General features: G+C 35.6%; 18 protein-coding genes. 1 reads left to right on the top strand and 17 read right to left on the bottom strand.

Annotation, left to right across the window (positions count from 1 at the left end; all coding sequences use genetic code 11):
* Positions 1-86 precede the first annotated feature (86 nt).
* From ACMGGO_RS04040 to ACMGGO_RS04005, 8 genes are all read right to left on the bottom strand, one after another.
* Positions 87-1,085, bottom strand: coding sequence for an ABC transporter substrate-binding protein (locus ACMGGO_RS04040; RefSeq protein WP_103118721.1), 999 nt, complete (start codon positions 1,083-1,085; stop codon positions 87-89).
* Between the two features lie 254 nt (positions 1,086-1,339).
* Positions 1,340-2,737 carry a Fe-S cluster assembly protein SufB gene (sufB, locus tag ACMGGO_RS04035; protein ID WP_016993620.1) on the bottom strand — a complete coding sequence of 466 codons (1,398 nt, stop codon included), beginning with the start codon at positions 2,735-2,737 and terminating at the stop codon, positions 1,340-1,342.
* A 99-nt stretch (positions 2,738-2,836) separates the two neighbouring features.
* Positions 2,837-3,262: a Fe-S cluster assembly sulfur transfer protein SufU gene (gene sufU / locus ACMGGO_RS04030; protein ID WP_016993621.1), complete on the bottom strand. Its 426-nt coding sequence runs from the start codon at positions 3,260-3,262 to the stop codon at positions 2,837-2,839.
* The gene (locus tag ACMGGO_RS04025) at positions 3,252-4,481 is read right to left on the bottom strand and encodes a cysteine desulfurase (protein ID WP_048394396.1); all 1,230 of its coding nucleotides are present in this window, start codon (positions 4,479-4,481) and stop codon (positions 3,252-3,254) included. The genes sufU and ACMGGO_RS04025 overlap by 11 nt, the downstream gene beginning before the upstream one ends.
* Complete coding sequence (sufD, locus tag ACMGGO_RS04020) at positions 4,481-5,788, bottom strand: Fe-S cluster assembly protein SufD (protein WP_048394394.1); 1,308 nt, start codon at positions 5,786-5,788, stop codon at positions 4,481-4,483. Before sufD ends, ACMGGO_RS04025 begins: the two co-directional genes overlap by 1 nt.
* An 18-nt stretch (positions 5,789-5,806) precedes the next feature.
* On the bottom strand, positions 5,807-6,586 hold the full coding sequence (sufC, locus tag ACMGGO_RS04015; protein WP_016994918.1) for a Fe-S cluster assembly ATPase SufC: 780 nt from the start codon (positions 6,584-6,586) through the stop codon (positions 5,807-5,809).
* Positions 6,587-7,065: 479 nt separating this feature from the next.
* On the bottom strand, positions 7,066-7,830 hold the full coding sequence (locus ACMGGO_RS04010; RefSeq protein ID WP_103118724.1) for a response regulator: 765 nt from the start codon (positions 7,828-7,830) through the stop codon (positions 7,066-7,068).
* Entirely contained in the window at positions 7,802-10,747 is a 2,946-nt protein-coding gene (locus ACMGGO_RS04005; RefSeq protein ID WP_420281622.1) for a histidine kinase, read from the bottom strand. Before ACMGGO_RS04005 ends, ACMGGO_RS04010 begins: the two co-directional genes overlap by 29 nt.
* Before the next feature lie 155 nt (positions 10,748-10,902).
* On the opposite strand from ACMGGO_RS04005, the gene ACMGGO_RS04000 reads away from it, so the two are divergent.
* Complete coding sequence (locus ACMGGO_RS04000; protein ID WP_048394390.1) at positions 10,903-11,805, top strand: LysR family transcriptional regulator; 903 nt, start codon at positions 10,903-10,905, stop codon at positions 11,803-11,805.
* A 28-nt stretch (positions 11,806-11,833) separates the two neighbouring features.
* Here ACMGGO_RS04000 and ACMGGO_RS03995 read toward each other — a convergent pair whose 3' ends face one another.
* The 9 genes from ACMGGO_RS03995 to ACMGGO_RS03955 form a co-directional block, all read right to left on the bottom strand.
* Entirely contained in the window at positions 11,834-12,880 is a 1,047-nt protein-coding gene (locus ACMGGO_RS03995; protein WP_048394388.1) for a glycosyl hydrolase family 18 protein, read from the bottom strand.
* Between the two features lie 22 nt (positions 12,881-12,902).
* The gene (locus ACMGGO_RS03990) at positions 12,903-14,654 is read right to left on the bottom strand and encodes a polysaccharide deacetylase family protein (protein ID WP_420281621.1); all 1,752 of its coding nucleotides are present in this window, start codon (positions 14,652-14,654) and stop codon (positions 12,903-12,905) included.
* Entirely contained in the window at positions 14,651-16,519 is a 1,869-nt protein-coding gene (locus tag ACMGGO_RS03985; RefSeq protein WP_279495930.1) for a glycosyltransferase family 2 protein, read from the bottom strand. The genes ACMGGO_RS03990 and ACMGGO_RS03985 overlap by 4 nt, the downstream gene beginning before the upstream one ends.
* Positions 16,516-17,949, bottom strand: coding sequence for a polysaccharide deacetylase family protein (locus ACMGGO_RS03980; protein WP_420281620.1), 1,434 nt, complete (start codon positions 17,947-17,949; stop codon positions 16,516-16,518). The genes ACMGGO_RS03985 and ACMGGO_RS03980 overlap by 4 nt, the downstream gene beginning before the upstream one ends.
* 17 nt (positions 17,950-17,966) lie before the next feature.
* Complete coding sequence (locus ACMGGO_RS03975) at positions 17,967-19,292, bottom strand: nucleotide sugar dehydrogenase (RefSeq protein ID WP_259949638.1); 1,326 nt, start codon at positions 19,290-19,292, stop codon at positions 17,967-17,969.
* 468 nt (positions 19,293-19,760) lie between these two features.
* Positions 19,761-22,940, bottom strand: a complete 3,180-nt coding sequence (locus ACMGGO_RS03970) for a hypothetical protein (RefSeq protein ID WP_420281619.1) — start codon at positions 22,938-22,940, stop codon at positions 19,761-19,763.
* Complete coding sequence (locus ACMGGO_RS03965) at positions 22,937-24,358, bottom strand: glycosyltransferase family 2 protein (protein WP_259949643.1); 1,422 nt, start codon at positions 24,356-24,358, stop codon at positions 22,937-22,939. Before ACMGGO_RS03965 ends, ACMGGO_RS03970 begins: the two co-directional genes overlap by 4 nt.
* The gene (locus tag ACMGGO_RS03960) at positions 24,359-25,402 is read right to left on the bottom strand and encodes a HEAT repeat domain-containing protein (protein ID WP_420281618.1); all 1,044 of its coding nucleotides are present in this window, start codon (positions 25,400-25,402) and stop codon (positions 24,359-24,361) included. It lies immediately after the preceding gene.
* Positions 25,399-26,271, bottom strand: a complete 873-nt coding sequence (locus ACMGGO_RS03955; protein WP_054549458.1) for a response regulator — start codon at positions 26,269-26,271, stop codon at positions 25,399-25,401. Before ACMGGO_RS03955 ends, ACMGGO_RS03960 begins: the two co-directional genes overlap by 4 nt.
* Positions 26,272-26,460: the final 189 nt, after the last annotated feature.

The raw sequence follows: 26,460 nt of genomic DNA, 5'->3' as shown, positions 1-26,460 counted from the left end.
TATACCTTCTTTTATCACTTAATTATGCCAAAGAAAAAGCATGAGTCCATATTCCATTGAACTCATGCTACTATAACAGGCGACGTTTATTTCACAAGATTTTGCTGAATAGCCTCTAAAAACTTAATTCGGCTATATGCAGGGCCACCTTCCATTAGTGGATCTAGTACATTAACAAATACTCGGTCATTTTTAAATGCAGTAATATTTTGGATGATTGGATTCTTTTTAAAGTCTTCTAAAGCATTCGGCGCGTCCGCATTTTCATCTGTTGAAAACTGCACAAATAAATAATCAGGATTCATATCTGCAAGCTGTTCTACAGAAATGGCCTCTTGAGATTTAGCTTTAGCAACTTCATTAGGTACTGCTAAACCAAGCTCGCCATAAAGAACTGCATTTAAAAATACTTCTTTTGGATAAACATACGCTTGTCCCCCACGAATACGAATAGCCGCTACTTTTTGATCTTGTAGTTTTTCAGTTAACGTGGACTTAGCAGCTTCAATATCAGCTTTATATGTAGATAAGATCTTCTCAGCATCTGCTTGCTTACCAGTTAGTTCTGCTAGTAAATTCAAATTAGATTCCCAGTTCGTCGAAATATGTGAAACTAAAATTGTAGGTGCAATTTTCTCTAATTTACTTTGTACCTCTTCTGGGAACTTTGTGGACCCTAAAATGACATCTGGATTTAATTCTAATATTTTTTCAAAGTTTGGTTTAATCTTCTCACCAATAGATTCTGCTTTGTCTGTTACAGAAGCATAGAGCTCAGGGAACTTGCCACCAATAGCAATAGCTCCAACTGGGTGAACATCCAGCACCACCATATCCTCCATTGCTTCCATAGCTCCTGTTACAACAATTCTTTCCACTTTTTCTGGCACTTCATAGCTTTCACCAAGATATTCAATCGTTCTCGTGCCATTTTCATTTGTTGATTCTTCTTTTGTTTGTGTCACTTCTTCTTCTTTTGGTGTATCAGTGGAAGATTCCTCTTCTACTGCCTTCTTCTCTCCACATGCGGCGAGAATGAGCATAAATAATGCTATGAAACTAATAAATAAAAATTTCTTTTTCATTTACCTATTCTCCTTTGAATGATGATTGTTATGATGATTAACTATCTCATCTTGCTTATTGAAGTACTGAACATCTTCTAGATTTACCATCCCCCTTTTCAATTGATATTGATTCTCATTATCATTTTAGTATGTAATCTTAAATAAATCCAGTACTATTTCGATATATTATAATTATCCACTTTCTTTCACGACGTAAAAACACAAAAAACCCCTAGTCACAATTTATGTTGTGACTAGGGGTGGCTAATAAATTAACCGATAGAACCTTCCATCTCGAATTTAATCAGACGGTTCATTTCTACTGCGTATTCCATTGGTAGTTCTTTTGTGAATGGCTCGATGAAGCCCATTACGATCATTTCTGTTGCTTCTTCTTCGGAAATTCCGCGAGACATTAAATAGAATAATTGTTCTTCAGATACTTTTGAAACTTTTGCTTCGTGCTCTAAAGATACATTATCATTAAAGATCTCGTTATAAGGAATTGTATCAGAAGTCGATTGATTATCCATAATCAGCGTATCACATTCGATGTTAGCACGTGCACCACTTGCTTTAGGACCGAAACGAACTTGTCCCATATACGTTACCTTACCACCTTGTTTAGCAATCGATTTAGAAACGATTGTTGAAGATGTGTTTGGTGCCATATGGATCATTTTAGCGCCAGCATGTTGGTGTTGTCCTTTACCTGCTAATGCAATCGATAATGTCATACCACGAGCACCTTCACCTTTTAGGATACATGCTGGGTATTTCATTGTTAATTTAGAACCGATGTTACCATCAATCCATTCCATTGTACCGTTTTCTTCTACAACTGTACGTTTCGTTACAAGATTGTAAACATTGTTCGCCCAGTTTTGAATTGTTGTATAACGGCAATATGCATCTTTACGAACAACAATTTCTACAACTGCTGAGTGTAAAGAGTTTGTTGTGTAAACAGGAGCTGTACAACCTTCAACATAGTGTACGTGAGCGCCTTCATCTACAATAATAAGTGTACGTTCGAATTGACCCATATTTTCTGAGTTAATACGGAAGTAAGCTTGTAACGGTGTTTCTACTTTAACACCTGGTGGCACATAAATAAATGATCCACCTGACCATACTGCTGAGTTTAAAGCAGCAAATTTATTGTCTGTGTAAGGAATCACTTTGCCCCAATATTGTTTGAAAATATCTTCATTTTCACGTAGAGCAGAGTCAGTATCTTTGAACACAATACCAAGATCTTCAAGGTCTTTTTTCATGTTGTGATAAACTACCTCAGACTCATATTGTGCAGATACACCTGCAAGATATTTTTGTTCAGCTTCTGGGATACCTAATTTATCAAAAGTTGCTTTGATTTCATCAGGTACTTCATCCCATGATTTTTGAGTAGCTTCTGATGGTTTTACATAGTACGTAATTTCATCAAAATCTAAATCTCCAAGATCGCCACCCCATTGTGGCATCGGTTTTGTATAAAATGTTTCAAGAGCTTTTAAACGGTATTCTAGCATCCATTCTGGCTCTTGTTTCATATTTGAAATTTCACGGACGATTTCTTCAGTTAAACCGCGTTTTGAACGGAAAATTGATACGTCCTTGTCATGGAAACCGTATTTGTAATCGCCGATATCAGGCATTTTTTTAGCCATCGTTTCTCCTCCGTTCATTGAGATGTATTTTTCTAGGTAATCATCCCTTGCTTTGAGTGAAGGCATAGTAGCTTTCACTCAAGAACTAGGAAGTAAGATTTATTTCACACCTTTTTCCATTGCTTTCCAAGCCAATGTTGCACACTTAATTCGTGCTGGGAATTGTGAAACACCTTGCAGTGCCTCAACATCCTCAAGGTCATATTTATCGCTGTACTCCTCACCCATCATCATTTTAGAAAAAATATCAGAAAGCTCAATAGCTTCCTCTACTTTTTTTCCTTTGATGAGCTGTGTCATCATTGATGCAGAGGACATAGAAATAGAACAGCCTTCACCATCAAATTTTGCATCCTCTACAACACCGTCTGTCACTTTCAATGTTAGGTGAATACGGTCGCCACAAGTCGGATTGTTCATATCGATCGTTACAGCATTCTCATCTAAAGACCCTTTATTACGAGGATTCTTATAGTGATCCATAATGACTGAACGATATAGTTGATCTAAATTATTAAAAGACATCGCCAAAATACTCCTTCGCAGAACGTAACCCTGCAACTAAACGGTCAATATCCTCCTCTGTATTGTACAGATAGAAGCTTGCTCGTGCTGTCGCTACTTGCTGAAGACATTTCATTAGTGGCTGTGCACAATGATGTCCTGCACGAACAGCAATACCATTCATGTCAAGCACCGTTGCCACATCATGTGGATGTACATCATCTAGATTAAATGTTACTAATCCACAACGCTTCATAGGGTCACGTGGGCCGAAAATTTTCAAACCGTCAATTGTTTCAAGTTGATCCATTGCGTAGCCTGCAAGCTTATGCTCATGCTCTAGAATGTTATCTAACCCGATATCAGTTAAGAAATCAATAGCGGCTCCTAAACCTATTGCACCTGCAATAATAGGCGTTCCACCTTCAAATTTCCACGGTAATTCCTTCCACGTTGACTCATAAAGCCCAACAAAATCAATCATTTCGCCACCAAACTCAATTGGCTCCATCTTTTCAAGGTGTTCCTTTTTACCATATAGTACACCTATTCCAGTTGGTCCGCACATTTTATGCCCTGAGAAACCTAAGAAATCTACATCCAAATCTTGCACATCAATTTTCATATGTGGCGCAGCTTGTGCACCATCGGCTACCATGACAGCACCATTAGCATGTGCAATTTGAGCAATTTCTTTAATTGGATTTATTGTTCCAAGTACGTTTGATGCCATAGACACCGAAACAATTTTTGTTTTAGGTGTGACTGTCGCACGTACTTTCTCTAGGCTAAGAGTGCCGTCTGCTTCAAGCTCAATGTATTTTAAAGTTGCATTTTTTTCTTTGGCTAATTGTTGCCAAGGAATAATATTGGAATGATGCTCCATATGAGTAATGACAATTTCATCACCCTCAACAACATTTGCACGACCATAACTTGTCGCAACTGTATTTAAAGCGGTTGTTGTACCACGCGTAAAAATAATTTCCTGTGTTGATTGCGCATTAATAAACTTACGAACCTTTTCACGAGCACCTTCATATTTATCTGTTGCACGGTTTCCTAGTGTATGCACGCCACGGTGAACATTGGAATTATCAAATTCATAATAAGCTTTAATCGCTTCAATCACTTGAACAGGCTTCTGAGACGTCGCTGCACTATCAAGATATACAAGTCTATGACCATTTACATCCTGATTTAAAATTGGGAAATAGCTTTTAATGTCTTTATTCATCATTAGCGAACTTTCCTTTCAATAACCTCCGTCAGTTGCTTTTGAACGCCTTCAATTGGTAATTGCGTAACAACTGGCGCAAGGAATCCATGGATAACAAGGCGCTCTGCTTCTGCTTTCGAGATACCACGGCTCATTAAATAATAAAGCTGTAATGGATCTACTCGACCAACAGATGCTGCGTGTCCTGCTGTTACATCATCTTCGTCAATTAATAAAATTGGGTTTGCATCCCCACGAGCTTTTTCTGACAGCATTAATACACGTGATTCTTGTTGTGCATCGGCTTTTGTCGCACCATGCTCGATATAGCCAATACCGTTAAAGATTGACTGAGCTGCATCTTTCATTACACCATGCTTTAAGATATGCCCGTTTGAGTTTTTACCCCAGTGACGAACCTCAGTAGTGAAGTTAAGTTTTTGTTCTCCACGACCAACTACGACTGTTTTTGTATCTGCATGAGAACCGTCACCAATCAAATGCGTAATGTTTTCAGAGATTGTATCAGAATCATTCATTAGACCAAGAGCCCAGTCAACTTTTGCGTCACGCGCTAAACGTGCACGACGATTAACATATGTCGTAAATCCTTTTGCAAGGACATCTACTGCACCATATGTCACCTGTGCATTATCTTGAACAACGACTTCCGCAATAATATTCGCTTGCCCTTTTGCCTCTTCAACTGTTGAAACATAAGTTTCCACATATGTTACTGCTGAATTCGCTTCTGCTACTACTAAAACATGGTTATATAATGAAGCTTCCGCATTGTCATTAAGGAAAACAACTTGAAGTGGTTGCTCAATGATCACGTTTTTTGGTACGTATACAAACACTCCACCATTAACAAGTGCTGTATGAAGTGCTGTTAACTTATGCTCATCTACTTTAACAGCTTCTGTCATAAAGTATTTTTGTACAAGTTCGCCATGCTCACGAACTGCTGTGAAAATATCAGTAAAAATAACACCTTTATCAGCAAGTTCTTGTGATGCCTTAATATATGCTGGTGTATTATTACGTTGAATATATAGGTTTTCTTGTGCTTCAAGGTCAATTAAACCTTTTGCTTCTTCAGGTAGAGCATCCAATGAAGGGAATGCCTCACTATGAACTGCCAACACTGGGAAGTTCATGAAATCCCATTTTGTAATATTCGTTCTATCTGGTTTTGGCAAATCTAAACCAGCTACTTTGTCTAGTGCTGCCGCGCGAAGTTCTGTAAACCAAGTAGGTTCACCATTTGCTTCTGAGAACGAGCGCACGTCCTGTACTGTTACAGGCAAGTTAAGTTCCACTGTCATGCTAGTTCGTCCTCCTTCTTATGCTTCTTGTTCTTCTGTTTCTTCTTCGATTCCTAATTCTTTTTTAATCCAGTCATAACCTTCTGCTTCTAAGCGTTGTGCAAGCTCTGCACCACCTGATTTTACAACACGTCCTTGCATCATTACGTGTACATGGTCTGGTGTAATGTAGTTTAATAGGCGTTGATAGTGTGTAATCATTAAGCAGCCAAAGCCTTCACCGCGCATTGCGTTGATGCCTTTTGAGACAACTTTCAATGCATCGATATCAAGACCAGAGTCAATTTCATCTAAGATTGCAAATGTTGGTTTGATCATCATTAATTGAAGAATCTCATTACGTTTTTTCTCCCCGCCAGAGAAACCTTCATTTAAATAACGTTGAGCCATATCTTCGTTCATTTCAAGGAATTCCATGTTTTTATCTAATTCGCGGATAAATTTCATTAATGAAATTTCATCGCCTTCTTCACGACGCGCGTTAATTGCTGAACGTAAGAAATCAGCATTGGTAACACCAGCAATTTCAGATGGATATTGCATTGCTAGGAATAAACCAGCTTGAGCACGCTCGTCTACTTCCATTTCAAGCACATCTTCGCCATCTAACTCAACAGTACCTGAAGTTACTTCATATTTTGGATGACCCATAATAGCAGAAGCTAGTGTTGATTTACCAGTTCCGTTTGGTCCCATAATTGCGTGAATTTCGTTTGTATTAATTGTAAGATTTACGCCTTTTAAAATCTCTTTTCCGTCGATAGCAACGTGAAGATCTTTAATAACTAAAGTTGACATGAAAATACCTCCATAGTGTTCAGTGAATGGGTCAACCATTCCTTAATTATCATCATTCTAATCTTAACTGAAAATCGTTCTCTATGCAAACCATTTCAATTACTTTCCCATTCCTTAAATAAAATCTTTAAAAATAAAGACTTTGTAAGCATTTTCAGATTATTACTACTTCACCTAAACAATGAGAATAGACTTTCTTCATTTTCAATAAAATCCACCTAATTGAGAATTGATTTCATCTAGCTACATAGTGAAAACCTCGAGAAAAGTGCTAATTGTAGCGGTTTTGTGACAAATTAGCATAAACAACATATCTATACTATAACCTATTTCATTAAAATGGAATCAATTTAAGTTCATATTGGAAGAAAGAAATTTTGCTATAAAAATTAATGGATTGTCTCCTCAAAAGAAAGTAATTTTAGGCAAATGAAAAGACAGAAACGTAGATTGTATCCAACATTTCTGCCATTTCTCCATTAATTTAGATGATATGCCCATAAATATCCTTTTGATTCCAGTAAAAAAGCATCTGACTCTAAGGTAGAAGTGATAACAATTGCATCATTTGTCTTCAGCTCATAGCCTTCATTCACGCGTTCTATTTGAATAGGTAAACCTAGCTCTATAAAAAGCTGACGTAGACGGTAAATCGTATTATAAAGATTAGCTAACGCTTTTTTCTCATCTATATTAGGCCAAATATCATCTAAAATACGATACTTCGATACTACGATTCCTTCATGGACTAATAAATAATAAAAAAGCTCCTCCGTAACCTTTGTTCGCCATTTAATAGCTTTGTCATGTATCCTTGTTCCAACCTCACCTTTTAAACTAACTTCCAACTTTGTAGTGTTTCGCTGTGTTTGACGCCCATAATATTTTGTAAGTCTTTCATTTACTTGTAGTACAATACCTGGCGTCATGGGCTTTAATACATAGTCTAGTGCTTGGACTCGAAATGCATCTACAGCATATTTTGCATAGGCTGTTGAAAAAATAATAGGGACATCAATGCCTTCTTCTACTAAAATAGCTGCAAGCTCTAATCCATTCATCTTTGGCATTTCAATATCTAAAATTAGCGCATCATATTCACCCTTAATGGACAAAATTTGAGTTATTGCTTCTAAAGGTGATGTAAAGGTGGCAATAACTTGAAAAAGCCCCTCTTTTTCAAGTAATAGTTTGTGCAAATCTAAAATTGGCTGTTCATCTTCTACCATAATAATTTTCCACATGTTGAAGCTCCTTTAAAGGTTGTATGAATACCATTGTTGTACCTTCATCTTTCTTAGAAGTAATAGAAAGAGTAGCACTGGGCATTTCTTTTACTCGACGTAGAACATTGGTAAATCCGATGCCATTTGAAAATATATTTTCTCCATTGTTTAAAGCTTTTACCTGTTCCTCAGTCATACCAACGCCATCATCCCTCACCTGAATGCTTAAATTATTTTGCTGCCTTTTAATTTCAATAAAGACTGTCCCATTTCCATCCTTTTCAAAAATCCCATGACGAATTGCATTTTCAACTAAAGGCTGTATCAGTAAACTTGGGATTTCTATCTTTTCAGCATCTAATGTATCTTCTATTGTCAAAATAACCGTTAACTTATCACCAAAGCGTGCTTGTTCAATCTCTACATAGGCACGTATAATTTCAAGCTCTTTCTCTAACGTTGCGCGTTGCCCATCCTTACCTGATTCTAAAATATAACGTAAATAGGTAGAAAGCATCGTTAATAAATGCCCTGCTCGCTCTCCGTCTGTATAACAAAACGAAATAATACTGCTGAGTGCATTGTATAAAAAATGAGGATTGATTTGTGCCTGTAGAAAAGCCATTTCATGCTGTATCGCTTTGCCCATAGCCTCTTTCGTTAATGCTATAGCCGATAAACGTGAAAGTAACATTTCTTTTGTAGCTGGCTTACGGATATAATCATTGGCCCCTGATTCCAGGATAAGTGAAATATTCGTAGGATATTCATTGGCTACTAACATAATAATCGGTAAATCTATATAGCTATAATACTGACGTATATATTTGGTTAGGGCAATGCCTCCCATTCCAGGCATCACTTCATCTATCAATAAAAAATCAGGTCTTTTTTGCTGAATAACGTTGAGTGCCTCCTCAGGACAATGCACTACCTCTATAGCATAGTGGCTTTGTAGTAACGATTGTAAAACCTCTGCATGAATGACATCATCCTCAACTATGAGCAATCTTGGCAAATTTTCATTGAACAGTGGCTGATCATTCATAGTGATAATCATCTCATTGTCTTTTAGCACTTGCTCATAGCCCCCGAATGGCAAGGTGATGATAAATCGAATGCCATTTTGTAATAAATCTACCGAATATGTACCACCCATCTGCTCAATGATGGCTTTCCCTATCGACTGTCCAGTCTCATCTGCTGCTTTTTGCTGTATAGGCTCAGGGCCAGCTCCTTCTACCAAGATTCTTACGTCTGTATCAAGATGTAAAACAGTTAGAATCATATCCCCATTCCCAGCATGAGCAATAGCTGTTTCAAGTACCCTGTATAAGATTTGACCTAGACGTTGCTCATCAGCTTGAACTAATAATTTTGGATTGGTGTGCTTGTATAAACGAATATGCGTTTTTTTTATTTTCTTTTCGTGCATAATTAATACATGCTGAATAATCATTTGAATATTAACTGGGTGTACATCTATTTTAAAATCCTGAAACCTTATTCTAGTGAAATCTTTTAAGTCATTTACTAGATATAATAAACGTTCTAATTGTTGTTCTAGTAGTTGTTGCTTATCCGTCATAGATTGAGTTGATAAGGATTTTGTAATATTTAATGCATGATAAAGAGGTTGTTCTAATTCATTTGTTGTCACTTCTAAAAAGGAATCCTTACCGATTGTCGCCTTTTCCAGACGTTGGCTATATAATTCAGCGTCTCTTGTTCGATTAATTAGTCGCATTGCCAAATAAATATTCATACATACTACAAAGAATAGCAGACCAATACGATTAAAAACATTTCGCCCAGAGAAAAAAAGCTGATCAAATGTTCCACTTATGCTAAAAATTAATAGAGATATAATTGTTGCACTTAATATTATCAGTTCATTTTTCGGAACATGAGCACTTTTCTTCATGATCAAATACAATAATCGTCCTATTATAAAAAATGCTAGGAAATTTATATAGGTAAAAAATATATATTGTAGCTCTGATAAAGATCTTGCTGGTAAAAGCAGTGTTCCAACGCCATATAATAGTAGTGGTGACACAAATAATAAAGCTGTCCTACGCTTCATCATAGCTGTTACCGTATAGGCAAAGAACAGGAATAGCATCACTGCATTTATATACGTTATAAAATCTTGCAAACGAAAATAAAATTCAAATTCTATAGTAGGAAACTCTCTATAAAGAGTTCGTTCGCCTCTTGTACATACCAAAATTGCCAACGTAAAAAAATACATTGCACTATAAAAAAACGCTTTGTCTCTTATTCTTAATAAATACAAACTAAAATGAAAGATTGAAAATATTAATAACATGATAATCGTTGTTTTTTCTAAGTACACATCTTGAATGACATCTTTTGCAAGAGCATCCGCATCTCCTATATCTATAGGAAATATAATGCCATGCCTTGCATTATGAAAATCTGCAACTTGTATTGTTAGGATCACCGAATCTGAAGAAGGTGAAAAATACACTTCATAAACAGGATTACTTGGTTTCGATGCTTCACGAGCAGTAGCAAGTTTACCATAGGAGGCAGCGATCTCATTATTTATAAAAAGTCGATGAGATGACCAAATATTTCGTACCCGAATACCTATTTTTTTGAAATGAGGTGGTAGCTTAATTTTAAGTTGATAAGTACCATACTCTGAATCGGCCTGCCATGGTCCAGGAACCTTTTCAATTGGAGCATGATCAGGAAAATTAGCAGGTTCAAGAAATTTATTGCCTATAAAACGCCATTCTCCAGACAATGCTACAATCTCTTCCTCTTTTGTTATTTCTGATAAATCTAATTGACCATCCACCGCCTGTAACTTAGTATTGCTTGTATCTTGATCGTTAAAAATTAAATAAGTTAGCATCGTGATGGCTAATAAAATAAATAACCAACTTAAACTTTTTTTTATCATGAATCCCACCTCCTCCTCATCTTACAATAGCGAACTCTCAAATATCTAACAGCTTATAATTTTTATTTTGACATAAACAGTCATTTTTCATCTTAAATAATATATAATTAAGGTATAATCAATCTTATTTTTAGATTAATAGAGGTGAAATGTTAGTGGAGTTACGTCAATTACGCTATTTTGTAGAGGTTGCTGAACGTGAGCATATTTCAGAGGCTGCTGAGCATCTTCATGTAGCCCAATCTGCCATTAGTCGGCAAATCGCAAATCTTGAGGATGAGTTAGGCACTCCGTTATTTGAACGAGTGGGACGAAATGTCAAATTAACACCAATAGGGAAGACATTTCTTGAGCATACCATTACGGCATTAAAGGCCATCGATTTTGCAGCAAAGCAAGTAGAAGAATATCTTGATCCTGCAAAGGGCTCAATTAAAATCGGCTTTCCAACAAGTTTAGCTAGCTATGTTCTGCCAACCGTTATTTCAGCCTTTAAACGCGAATATCCTGATTTACAATTTCAACTCCGTCAAGGGTCTTATCGATTTTTGATTGATGCAGTCAAAAATCGGGAGTTGAACCTCGCCTTTTTGGGACCCCTGCCCCCGAAGGACGAATCCATTCAATCAACCATTCTGTTTACTGAAAATATTGCCGCACTCCTACCAGCCAATCATCCATTAGCTAAAAGAGAAAGCATACAGCTTGCAGAGTTGAAAAATGATTTATTCGTATTATTTCCAGATGGTTACATTTTGCATAAGGTAGCGATGGATGCTTGTAGAGCTGCAGGCTTTTTACCAAATGTCATTTCAGAGGGAGAAGATTTGGATGCACTAAAGGGCTTAGTCGCCGCTGGCATAGGTGTTAGTCTATTACCAGAAAGTTCTCTTTATGATTCAGCAGCTCGCTTTACCATTAAGGTTCCTATTGAATCTCCTACAATCCCTAGAACTGTTGGTATTATTTCACCCGTAAATCGAGAAATTGCACCATCAGAAATCATTTTCTTAGACTTTGTGAAAAACTTTTTTTCTCGCCTTTCACAATTCCAATAAAAAAATCGCCTTTTGGGCGATTTTTTTATTATTCTGTTGATTGCTCAGCAATCCATTCTATTGTTTTCTCTCCTAAGCCTCCTGCACGCCATAATACAACGTCATGATAGCTTTTCTTTTGAACGTAAGTAACCCATTTTTCTAGCGTTTCTTGATCAGCATACCAAACTTCATGGCTGACATTATTGTCATCTACATATGAAAAATAAACGGCTCCACTTGCTTGATCACGCTGCTTAGCTGCTTTTCTATCGGCTAGTAATTGTTCGGCCTCAAGCTCTGTTAAAGCGACTATTTTGCCCTGAGCTACCCAATCAAAACCTCCAGTGGCAAAGGCGATAGCTAAATCTTGATTAGACTTCTTCATTTTTTTTACTAAATCATCTAGAAAAGAAAAAGTAGCTTTAGCACCTGGCCCACTGTGGTAACCATGAACATTATAGGCCATTACTGTATAGTGAGGTCCATCTGGCAATTTCACATCAAATGGAAAGCGTGGTTCGAGTACAACATGCAATGTAACATCCTTTTTGGAAAGCTCTTGGTAAAGCTCTTCTAAAAATAGTATATAGTTTTGAAGGTCATCTTTAGCCACCTTTTCATAATCAATCTCAATGCCATTTACTTGATATTGTTCCACAATCCGCAAAATATTTCCAATATGCTTTTGCCTTGCTGAGGAATCCTGCAATAATCTATGCAAAAGCGTGCTATCCTTTTGAACAGATGGAGCATTCTCTGTTACATAATCATTGATGAGTGTTAGGATCACATGATGGGAATCATTAAATTGCTGCTTGGTCTTTTGCAACATATCTACGGCATTTTCTGTTAACAATAGTTCATCATTGCTATTAAAATATGCACCAAAAACACGTATATCTTGTAATCCAAGTTGAGAATTTTCTACATCTTTCATGGCGGATTTATTTTGCCATTCTGGTAACCAAATAGATAATCGGAGCTTCTCCTTATCGTTAAATTCTTCCTTTGCTTTAGCTGGCTGTTCTTTACTATTACTACAAGCTGTAATAAATAGTAGCGCAATACAAATAAATAACATAATGTTCTTCACTTGACTCTAATTTCACCCCGATTTAGAAGGTCTCGATAAAGAAATCAACGACATGATTAAATAACTCAGTGGATTTATACTTAACCTTCTCGAAATTCGTATATTGGTTCGTAAAAATAGTTTGATTGTTTTTATCTGTAATCAAAATATCTTCAATTAATGTATCGTAAATATCATCTGCATACTGTTCGTGTGAAGTGTTCTTATTACTGTACAACGCACCAAATCCAATCTGTGCCCCTTGTAATTTCGGATTTATTTGAACGGTCTTGGATAATACATTATCTACATCTATTTCTATTTTATCCTTATTTATAGCAATGTTAAATACTCTTTTTTCCGTTAAGTTTCTTGGGTACTCTTCTTCATCTATACGTGACCCTTTTTGCGTATCATGATAAGTGTAAACTGTTGCTTTATTAAATGCGTATTCTTCTTCATTCCACTTAATTTCATTTAATGGAAAGCGTTCTTTTTCAACAATTCCCCAGCCTGGTAATTTTTCACTTATTACAATCTCATTATCGACTAGTACAATTCGTAAATAACTATTTGTTTTTTCATCGTAATTTACATAGAAAGCTTGTTGGCCAACCACATTCCCTTTAAACGCAAAATTCACATTATATTGATCTGGCAGTTCCTCCTTTAAAAGAATTCTGCCTTCACTTGATGGAGCTGAAGTTAATGTAATCTCATTATTTTCATATTCTGCCGCACCATTTATCACTTTCCAGTGTTGTGCTACTTCCTGATCTCCTATCTTAAATTGTATCTTTTGCCTACTGGCCTGTCTGATCTTCATCATCACATGATTAGTTGACCAATATGGTGATACTTGTAATCTGCTTAAATTATAAATATCTGCCTCTTTATCATTGTAGGCTCCTAATTCTAGATTAAAATGCATACGAAACTTGTCTTTAATTTCTTTGTTATTCACACTTTCTACGAGAGGATCCATATTGTTATAAAGTGAGTTTGCATGCATAATTGCGTAGGCTTTAGGGACTTCCCCCAACTCTTCATGATAGATATCCTGCATTAAATTGTAGTCCTTCTTAATACGAGCCTCCATCTCTTGTCGAGTTTCACTTGGTATCATATATTGATTACGAATAAAATCCATTAAATAATGATTATAGTATTCTATTGTTGTTTTATTAGGTACGTTATTTTCATCTATGACGCCTAAGGACTGTCCTTTATCATTAAAAATATTAATATAGGTTAACCTATATCCATTGGAGCCCATTTCCCAATAACCGCTTTTTTCCATCAGTTTTAAATCTTTGGGCTTTAAAAATTTATTATCGGTTGTATCCATTTTATTGGCATACGTAAACATCGTTGCCTTATAATTTAATTTTTCCATAATATTTTGAGCAAAAATACTAGAATCTGTACGTCCATCTTCAAATGATAGATACAAAGCTTTTTCTGGCAATAGTTTATCATGCTGATAGAAGTCTAAAATATCCTTTTGAGTAATGGTTTGATACCCTTGTTTTTCTAACAAAGTTAATTGTTCTTCTAAATTCTTTTTAGACACATATTTAGGTGATTCATTTCTACTGACACCAAAATAGGAAAGGGCAATAAAACCCTCTTTATTATTTAATGGAACTGTTTCAGCTCCCCTTTTCTCTGTTAGAAAAACAGCTTTAATTAAAATGACAGCTAACAATACTACTATAATTAATTGAGCGATCGAACGGATGATTTTCCGACGATTTTTTTTAGCTGGCTGAAGCTCTACACTTTTTCCGTTCATTCCTTCTCACCCTTTTTTCTAATTTTCAACATCGAAAATCGGGATTTTCGTAATTTTTGCTTTTCCATTTTCTTTTCCTTCGCTAGAACATCCTGAGGTGTTTCCCTTGTCCCCCATGTAGATTTCCAAAAAGTCACCCAAGCAACTGGCATCTGCCATAGCAAAATAAATTCATAATAGAGGACAAAGATAAAACCAAATCCCCATAGTTTACTTTTTCTAAAGAATAGATGAGCCAAACTCATAAGCATGGCCATTAATAGTAAACCTATTAAAAACGTTGTAGGAAAAATACCATACATGACTGGTACATAAATTAAGTTATAAACAACGACAATTGGTGCTGCAATCGGCACAATTAAACCAATAATGAAGAAAAGGAACATAAACGGTTCTTTTTTCCACATAAATAAAAATGCACGCAATGATTCTCGAAGCCAAGAACGTTTCCATCTCATTTGCTGGGATAGAAAAACTTTTGTGTCAGATGGAACAATTGTTGAACAAATGGCATTGTCCTGATAGCCTGTTCGATGTGTTTTTAAAATATAGTTTGTCATACTACGGTCATCACCAAAAGTTGCTGGCTGACCAAGAAATTTTTGATTAAGCCATGCTGTTTCATTTTTTAAAATTAGCTCTTTCCGGTAACAGGCTAGTGGTCCTGATAAGCAAGTAACCGTATCAAACCATGCTTCAGCTGCTTTCATGATACGGAAGGCAATATAATAACGAACCGTCTGTAATTTAGTTAGCGCATTAGTAAATTTATTTTCAACCTCTGTTCGGCCAGCCACACCGCCCATTTTGGGATCTTGAAAAGGTTGCACTAAATTACGGATTGCATGTGGCTCTAAAAAACTATCGGAATCCACAAAAACAACTAAATCATGCTTCGCTTGATGAACACCCGCAACTAACGCTTCCCGTTTCCCACCGTTTTGCGGAAGCTTATAAAACTTTAATCGATCATTCGTCTTAAATCGTTCACCCTCTTGATGAATAAGGTTAATCATGTCGTATGCCTTTTCCTCTGTACGATCTGTTGAACAATCATCTACAACGATTACTTCTAATTTATCTACTGGGTAATATTGATTGATACAACTAGAAATCGTGCGATGAATCCACTCTTCCTCATTAAAGACTGGAATAATAATGGAGACACCTGGTTCAAATTTTGGATTGATCGGTACATTTTTATAGAAAATACCAAATAAATATCTACTTAATAGAAATGTTGCTGCAATAATACTATAAAGATATAAAAATTTATTAAACCTAAAGTAAATCACGCTTTCTGCTCTCATTAACATGACAATAATCGATACGACCAATAAAAATAAACTAGCCATAAAAATAGAAATGCCCCAACGTTTTTTTGTCATATATTCGTTTAAAGGCTGTAAAAATTCACAGGCAGCATAATAACGTAGTTCTCCATCCACTTCTTTCGTAAAATAACGGACAACCTTAGCCTTTAACTTCACTTTGGCTTCATAGCCCTCAGGCATTGCACCACCCGGTATGTTGAAATTCATTGTTAAAATTTCATTTATTAAAAATTCATGAGGTTGATTAGAGTAAACGAGGATACCCGTTACCGAAATATCCTCTGCAAAAAGTTTTTCTGCGTTCACTTGGCGTTTTGCCCTTTTAATATGAACCTCAAAATGAGTTTCGTAGCGTAAACTTAATTGTTGAAGTCGATAGATTTCATTCACATCTGTCGGATCAATTTCCTCTTTCTGATAGGAGGCGCCACGACGATTCACAAGGCTCCTTACATTTTCGGGATCGGGAATATTTGAAAGAATCCGACGGTCAGAGCGTGGTATCGTTAAGATCTCTTTTTTTGTTTTCATTGTTCATTCACATCCCTATTTGAATCTTCTTCAATCCAAGTAGACATTTTGCTAAAGCTATAACCATCTTCTAGAAGTTTTTCAATAATGAGTGGAAGTGCTTCTACCGTATTTGTTCCATCTAGGATATGCATGACAATGACCTTGCCGGGCCCAACCCTAGAAATCACCCGTTCGTAAATGTCTTGTGCTGAGTAATCTAAATTCCAATCAAAAGAAGCGATATCATACATAGCAATAGTTTTAATTCCCGCAGCAGTAATGATCTTGGCCGTTCGCTCATCCATTATTCCTTGGGCTGGTCGGAAATATAGAAGCGGGGGCTCTTGTAAAGCATAGGTTAATGCCTGATGTGCCTTCACTAAATCATCTTGTAATTCTTCGGGTGTCATTTTTGTAACATCTAAATGGTAATAGGAGTGGCTCGCTACCTCATGACCTTCCTCTACAATCATCTTCGCTAATTGTGGATTCTTCTCTACTCCACTTCCTATTAGGAAAAAGGTACTTTTGATATTATATTGACGTAATACATCCAACACTTCTTTTACTCTTTTTTCATGTGCCCAATCATCAAAAGTAATAGCTATTTCCTTTTTTGTTGTCTCTTTTCGATAATATAAATTCGGCTTGGCTTGCTCATAATTTACATTTGGACTGACAGCATCATATCCTGAAATTTCTTCCACGGACTTTGTTAAATAACGTTTATCCAATAGATCACTCAAAGTAGTAATGGTATACTCGCGTTCTTTAGCTAATTGAGCTAATAATGGTATAGCATCAATAATGGCAGGATTAATGTATGTGTTGAGATGAATAATAGAGCCCCTATCAATATATTTACTGATATAATTAATCAGCTCCTGAGCACTTTGCATTTTTCTATCAAGTGGGTTAATAGATAATCCAATAACAGCTTTCATATCAAGCGCCTTTGCTGCTAAGCGCATATTATCGGTAACATCGCCTGAACGACTACGAACAAATTTCGGTGTATAGCCTAAATGCTCTTCAAAAATTTGATTGGTTAACATGATTTCTTCATACGTTTGGTCATAATCCAAAGATGTTACATTTGGAAATGTCAATGTACCGTTTTGCACCTCATGTCCCCTTTTTAAGATATCTTTCACAAGCTCTGGCTCTTGAGCAACACGCATTCCCTCTAGAAAAAAGGTAGCCTTCATATTCGATTCATCTAGTTTCGTTAATAATGACTTCATTGTGTCGTTATCTGCTAAGCCATTAAATGTTAACGATACTTTTGGTACCACAATATTGGCATGACTAATTAATTCACTTTTAGTACCATCAGATTTTTTGACCTCTATAGAAGAATCAACTGGATGAATCGTTTCTTGTGTCGCTGACTGACAGCCTGCTAAGAACAGCATGATGAGCAGACCACATAGTTTTAGTCGTTTCATTTCCTATGAATTCCCCCTTATAGTTTGTAATAATTTTTATTTTCGAACAAAAAATGGGTATTACGTGTATCAAAAATTAAAGAAGCTTGTTGATCAATTAAAGAGTAATCAATAGTTGAATGATTCGTTAAAATTAATACTGCATCTGCTTGTTGGATTATTGGTGCGGTTAATGCAACCGTATTGAAATGGGATTGTTCGATAGAAAATGTTTGTATATAAGGATCAATGATCGTTAATTGGCATTGTTTATCTAGTAGTTGCTGAATAACATGAAGTGCTGGTGATTCACGTGAATCGTTTATATTAGGTTTATAAGTGACACCAATGACAACAATATTGGCTCTATACAGCTCTTTATTTTGAATACGTAAGTAATTACTTAATCTCTCTACTACAAAGTTGGGCATTGAGTCATTGATTTTATCAGCTGCTTCAATTAACGTTGCAGAGATACCATGTTGTTGCCCAGCCCATAGTAGATATTTAGGATCTACTGGAATACAATGCCCCCCCACTCCTGGCCCTGGTGTAAATGTCATAAAACCATAAGGCTTTGTAGAAGCTGCATCAATAACTTCCCAAATATCAATGTTCATCTTATAGCAAATCTGACTTAACTCGTTTACAAGGGCTATGTTAATTTGGCGAAAAGTATTTTCCAGTAATTTCTCCATTTCAGCCACTCTAGGGCTTGTCACAGTACACACATGGGTATGAAGAACTGTTTCATAAAAAATCTTTGATAATTCTAGGCATGTGGCTGTTATTCCCCCAATCACTTTTGGTGTATTCGACACGGAAAAGTTGCTATTTCCTGGATCAACACGTTCTGGTGAATACGCTAAAAACAAATCATGACCAATAGTAAAACCATATTTTTGTAAAATAGGCTGGACCATTTCTTCTGTTGTCCCAGGGTAAGTCGTACTTTCAAGAATAACTAGCACATTGGCGTTAATATTTTGACCGATGGCATGCGTTGCTTCTTCGATATATGAAATATTAGGTGTTCCATCAGGAGTAGTAGGTGTAGGTACACAAATAATCACAACGTCTGCTTGTGAAAGCATAGAAAAATCTTTAGTTGCTTCAAAATGTTTACTTTCGATCATTTGCTCTATATTTTCTCTCGGTAAATCAGCAATATAACTTTCACCATTTTGCAATTGTCTAATTTTTCCTTGATTCTTATCAAAGCCAACTACCTTAAATCCATTTTGAGCCATTTCCACGGCAAACGGTAAACCTACATAGCCAAGTCCAATCACTCCAATTGTTGCTTTTTTTGTTTGGATTTTTTTCAATAAAGCTGTACTTAGTGATTTCGTTTCGCTCGTCATTAAAATTACTCCTTTATTTAATCTGTATTTTCATTGTTTTTTCTTTATTTAATTGAGGAACGCATTCCATAAAGCAATGGTTCAATTCTCGTCATCTTTTGTAAAAACCCCCTTCAACATTCAAACTTACACAGGACTCTTTAGTCGAAATAGATCAGTAGGATTACACATCACTCAAAATAAGTTTATTAACGTTTATATAGTACTAATTGAAGCTAAACAATTTCTAAACAATTACACCCAAGGTAATAAAAACCTATTCCTATAAAAAACAAATCAAATTTTCATTATAAAAACGTCTATTTACGACGTTTTTTATATTAACCATTAACTGTAATTTTTTTTGTTTAGAAAAATTTTTCTTTCTACAATTCTAAAAATCCCCTTAAGCCTCGGTTGTCCACCGACACTTAAGGGGATTGGTAAATAAAAAAGAACTAAGGGCAGAACAATCTACCCTTAGCTCCTTTAATAAGCTTTAAATAATTTTTGTAAAATATAATAGGATTGTTTTAAGCGCTCTTCATATTTTGGTACTTGCCATGTTTCCCATGTATAAGTAGAGAGTGGTGGTAAAACACCATTAGAAGCTGCTGGCATAGATTGAACAACGTTGTTCTCTTTATCTACAAATAAAGCACCAATATAAATATTGTCTACTTTAACCGCCGCTTTATCGCCATCTTTATACAGGTTACCTATAAACTCACGCTGACTCGGATCTTTAGCTTGAATCAATAACCAAGGGATGCGAAGTTCGATAACATTGTCATCGGTCCAAGTATAATCAACTAAAGAATCATAATCTTTTGCTTCTGGATTAGCATTTCCTTGAAGTAATTTTCCTGTTTCATAGATACTAAAATCAGTCGTTCTATTTTGCTCAGGTAAAAATAGTTGTTTATTTAACACATAGTAAATAGGGGCGAACTTTCCACTATTTTTCAAGGCATTTGCCATTCGGGGAGCAACTAAATTTAAACGGTGGCCATATAAATAATCATAGAAATCGTAGTATTCATCAATAACAACCCTAGATTGACCGTTTTTATTAAGCTCAACTATAAAATCAACACCATTGGAAAACGTCATATTTTTTATAGATGTAGCAGACATATTTCCTTGACCTGGTACAACATCTAATAAAATGCGAGGGGAGGTATTGGCTAACTCCTCACTTTTTAATTTAATGTACAAATAGCGCTCATCATAGTCTACTGCAAAATCTGTTGGATTGTTTGGTGCAGTATCATATAGCTGTTTACCCGTCCATTCCGTTGTCTCTCCATCTACTTTTACCTTAAGTCTATCAAAGCTTAATAAACCAAACTGTTGCTCATTTGTTTGAGCATTGGACCAAAATGGTCGACGATTCGGATCATCATAATCCATCGTATTCCACGTTCGTTTAAACCACTCATCTTGCCATGTAAAAACAAGTCCTCCCATGAGCCCTTCATGCATAATATCCTCAAATAAATGTTGAAGTGTTTCTCCCTGTGCTTGCTCTGACATTTGCCCCTGATTCCAACCATATACATTATCATGTGTTTTACCACGTGATGCTGGGATACCAAATTCCGCAATAAGAACAGGCATAGTATGAGCTTCATGGAGCTCTTTTAAATAACCTGCATAGCTATTTTTGTTCCCTCGGAAATCGACATAATTTAAATAATCTTTATCGAAATTAAAGAAGTCAGGGTAATAAGGATACACATGATAGGAAGCAAATTGTCCTGGTGCTGTCATCTCTCCTTTTGTATAAATAACATTTGGATTGACCCCTACTAAATCTTCCTCCTCTGATGGCTCTGACGGATGTTCAAGAATGTCAGTTGTGACCCAGTTCGTGAAACTCATTGGACGTAGCCAGTTATATTTTTCCTTTTCATAAACTGACACCACATCCATTTGTTCTGCTAGCCAATGCTCAAACGGAGAGGCACCCTTTGTTTCAAAAAAAGTACCGTTGTATTGACCAATATTTGCATGTTTTTCATTCGTTCCCACAACCATGTGTGGATACCATTCAATTCCTAGTACCCATCCTATAACATATTTCGATACGTCTACATCATACAAGCCAGATGCATGTCCTGGGTGAGGCTCCACATAGATATTTCCATGAATGACATCTACCATTTGTTTCATTTCTAATTGGAAATCTTCTAACGTATCTTTGTCATAGGCGTCCAATGAACCTGCTAAGCCCTCTTCATTAATCCAAACTCCATGTAAAACATATAATGGTTTTTTTGGATGTTCTTCATTATATTTAGCAAGTGCTCTATAAAAGCCTGGTGGATGTAATGTATAGACTCGTATCGTATTAGCATTCATGTCTGCTATTTGTTTAAACCATCGATAATATTCCTCTTCAGTAATTGCTGCTTCTCCAGGAAAGGCGCCAGGTTTCCCCATTCCGATATTGACACCCTTAAATACGATTGGTTCCCATTTGCCATCTCTTAGCACCTCAAAAGATTGTCCCTGAATCCTTGCATTATAGTTTAATTTCTCATGATTTACAGTATCCTGAACCTCTTTGTGCTCAAATGAATCAAATATTTTATGCATTACTGGGATGTAAATGGACCAATAAAACGAACTGTCCGCATACTTCTCAGCATATTTATAGATTGTAGGTAACCCTTTTATTTTATAAATATTCGGTACCCGTGCGATATCATTAAAATCTCCCGCAAAATAATAACTAGATGTGTAGCTTTTATCTTGGCCTACAATTGCAGCAAATTGTTCTGGAATGCCATTATCCTTTAACAGCTCTGTTCCTTTTTTTGTTAAATCCCATTTATAATTTGCAAGAGCATCTTCAGCATATTTAGGTGTAATAATATCAAACCAATAATCGTATTGCGCCCTTGCAGATGAATGAAAGAATTTTTTCCCATTTTCAGTAAACTGCACTTGAATACCTTCAGAATTAACATGCTTGTTCATTTCTAGAACAAGAAGCTCCTCAGTTATTTCGTTAAATAGTAAAAAGCCTCCACCTTTATATGACCAATTATCGCCATGTTCATCGATCACCCATTGTGGTATTTCTAAATTTTTATGATAATCAAGCTCATCGAAATAACGTCCGATCCAGCCAGACCATGTAATTCCTAAATAATCCTGTAATTCTTTACGAACTTCCCCTGATGTTGGTGAAGCAAACGTGTTATACTCAGCAATTAACATGCTCTTTTTTTTGCTGGCTAAGCGTTCGACGATTGACTGCCATTCTTTTTGTTCAAGTCCTCCAACAATTTTTTCAGAACGTTCACCTAAACGTTTTGTTTGTTGTAAATCATCTTTATAAACTCCGTACGTATCTGCCAAATAAATGACATCATAGTCACTATAATCATTTGGCAAATTCTTTTCAACAACACTTTTAGTTTCATCATTTGGAACCGTACCATAGTAATCGCGTTCTACGTCATAAGGTTCATTATTTAATCTATATTTATAATGGTTTAAAAACCAATTCACCCCTAAGTGCTCTCGGTAAGACTCATTCGGAACGGTTTTATCTATAATGGCCACATTAAGCTGTTTTTCATCTTCTAAGTACCACCATGTAATAGGGATTATCATGAGGACTAGTACGACCATAACCCCTATATAGATTCGTTTCATACACTTTTCTCCTTTTCAGCAATGCCGACACGTTTCATATTACCCCAGTCACTTTTTCTTAAGACAAAACGAAGTAATCCCTCACAGCGCCAGAATAATGTTAGTGGGCGATACCAAAAAATTTCTGTAAACGCTAAAAGAATCATGCGTAACAACTCTCTTTTTTTCGGATACGTATTCATACTCCACGATTCAAATAATATTGCCGCTATTGAAAAAATAACACCATAAATAACGAATAGTAGTAGCAGCATGAGCGCAACTTCATAATAAATTTTCCCAAAGAAAAAGGCTATGACAATATAAATATATCCGCCTAACTCGACAAGAGGCCCTAGACATTCCACTAGCCAAAAATACGGGAACGAAAGAAATCCAATCATTCCATATCTAGGATTCAAGGTCATTTTTTTATGCTTCCATAGACTTTCAAATAACCCTTGATGCCACCTTCTTCGTTGATTGCGTAGTACTCCTAATGTTTGAGGTGCTTCCGTCCAGCAAACTGGGTCAGGTACAAATTCAATACGCTTATTTTCTTTTTTTTCTTTTATAAGTCGATGGATATTCACCACCAGTTCCATATCTTCCCCAATAATATTGGTTGAATATCCACCTGCTTCAACAGCCCATTTTTTAGAGAAAACACTAAATGCTCCTGAAATAATAAGGACTAAATTGAATTTACTTAACGCTATTCGCCCCATTAAAAATGCCCGCAAATATTCGATTACTTGCATGATTACTAGGTAATTACTAGGTAATTGAGTCTCATAAATAGAGCCAAACTGCATCTTTGCACCATTTGCAATACGAATATTACCTCCTGCTGCAATGACCTCACCATCAGATAAAATGATAGGCTTCATCACCCGCAGCAAGGATTTTTCATCTAAAATGGAGTCCCCATCAATGGAGCAAAAATACGGATATTGAGATACATTAATACCCACATTTAGCGCATCAGCCTTACCACCATTTTCTTTATCTACTAAAATACAATTTTTATAGATTTCAGATTCATATATTTGTTTAATGTCTTTTGTAGGGATGTTAGTTCGAACAATTTTATTGATTGGCTTCATTTGAAAATGTTCGATGACCGTTTGAAGGGTTTGATCTGTAGATCCATCGTTAATAATGATAATTTCAGTTTGAGGATAACGTAAATTCAATAATGAATATACTGTATCTACAACTCCTACTTCTTCATTGTAAGCAGGAACAAGTAACGATACCGGTTTTGAATAAAAGGCATCGATATGTGCATCATCATACTCTGATAGATCGAGACGATAGCGTTTTCTTAAATCCAGCATAGCAATGATGAACATTGTACAATATGAAACAATAACGAACAGCATATAAAATAAAATAATGCCCCCAAAAAACATCATGCAATAATCAATTATTTTCATTTACTTCCCCTCTTTTCTCGCTGCAATTTCTTGGGCCATTTCAATTGCATATTGATCATTTGAGGATTCAATGAATTGCTGTAATTTGGCAATACCATGTCGATCTTCTACAATCGTTTTTGCCGCTTGGGAACGTACCCACCAATTCTCATCTTGAAGAAGCTGCTCTAAATAACTATAAGTATAAGTAAGCGGTACATGTTTAAAAATTTTTGCAACCATTAACCTGGCTTCCCACATTTTTGAGGTCACAAAAGGGACAAAGGGATCCATCTCATCAATAATTCCTATTTCATATAGCCCTTTTAATGCTCTGATGTTAATTTCCGGTGTATCATGGTGTAATAATTTTTTTAATTCATCCAAATACTCCATATTTCTTTTTACAGCAGCAGTATCAATAACAGCAAATTGCATTTTGGCCGACAAACTATTAAAATCATGGAAAAATCGAATAAATACATTATCATCTAATAATATAAATAGTCTTCTATATTCACTTTCAGCGTAATTTACATTGGAATTTTTTATTTTCTCCATAAATAAATCTGGTTGGAAAAGCGAGTATATTTTCAATAACTGGAAATGTTCTTCATCTGTAATGTTATTTTTTTCGAATTCTTGGCACTTCGTTAGCAATTCATCTATTTGTAAGTCTGCAATTCGATAGAGGGCATTCATTCGAATACTCCATCGTTTACTGGATAAATCTTTTTCGTAGAATGCTTTTAAATATTGATTGGAGAATTGTTTAATTTTTAGTTCCACCTGTTCATTCCTTATATTCTTTAAATAGGATGAAAAAATTTTTTCAATAGCTTCTACTTGGGCGCTTCCTCTAGGTACCAATACGATACTAAATAATGCGTTATTGAATAAGTAATCATACCAAAATTGAGAATAATTTTGTAAATAACGGTCACGAACTTTTTCAAAATAGCTTTCACGCTGTCGCTGAACAAGTAAATACATAAAAAAGATAAAGAGCACAACTAATAAAAAGGAAATTATTGCTAAAATTGTCGAAACAGTCAGCTTGATCATTGCCAAAACCTCGCAAACGTTCTTTTAATTTTGGCTTCTAGCAAACGTAAATTAAATGGTTTGACAATATATTCATCAACACCGCCCTCATAAGCATTAAGCGCTGCCCCTTCAGAATTGCGTTCTGACATCATATAAATAATAAATTTCTTTTCATTTGGCATATGTCGTAAGATATGCAATATTTCTAAGCCATTTTTCAGAGGTAAAATATCATTCATAAGAATTAGATGCATATGCCCTGATTTATAATCATCCGATTGCAAAAAGCTATAGCCATCCTCATAAACCTTTACATCTAAAGAAAAATAAGGGATATTTATTTGCTTAAGCGTTGACTCTAATACTTGTCTAAAAATGGCGTTTTGCTCAATAATACTAACTTTCACTAATTCAGTTGGTTGCTCACAGTAATCCTTTACCTCTGCTATACTCCATGTTAATTGCTCATCCCCTGATAACATCTGTTTATTTTTATTTAACAGCTCTTCAAAAATAACGTTATTATTTCTTATTTCTGTTATAGAGGCCTTTAATGCAATCTGTTGGAACTTCCGTTCTGCTTTTAAGATGGCAAATATTCGTTTTAAAAACGCTCTAGCTTCTACATCACTACTTTGTAAAAAGAAGATGCCCCAATGATCCCCGTCGGATAATTGAAAAAGCAAGTCTGTCTTGCGTATTTTTGATTGTAAAAACGAGGTAACTTGATCATTCACATTTTCATTCAGTTGTGTAGCATTAGCTGTTTTTAAAAAGACTGCTGTTATAGTAAGGCGTGATCTAATAACACTTTCTCGCCATATTTTAAAGTAGCGCTCTACTTCATGTTCTTGCATGATGTCATGGGTGAATTTTATATCATTCATTAGAATCACTCCATCTAGTTTTTTCTTATTATTACTTTCTATCATTTATTTCATAGATTAACAACATTACTATAGTAATAAATATGACTAAACAATATCTAAACATAAATAGACGTCATAAAAAATACATAGTTTCTCATCAATTTAACTACAAATAAAAAAAGAGTACATAAGTCGTTAAACTTATGT

This window comes from Lysinibacillus sp. BNK-21 (assembly GCF_048684915.1).
Classification (GTDB): Bacteria; Bacillota; Bacilli; order Bacillales_A; family Planococcaceae; genus Lysinibacillus; species Lysinibacillus capsici.
This window is presented reverse-complemented; position numbering and strand designations above follow the sequence as displayed.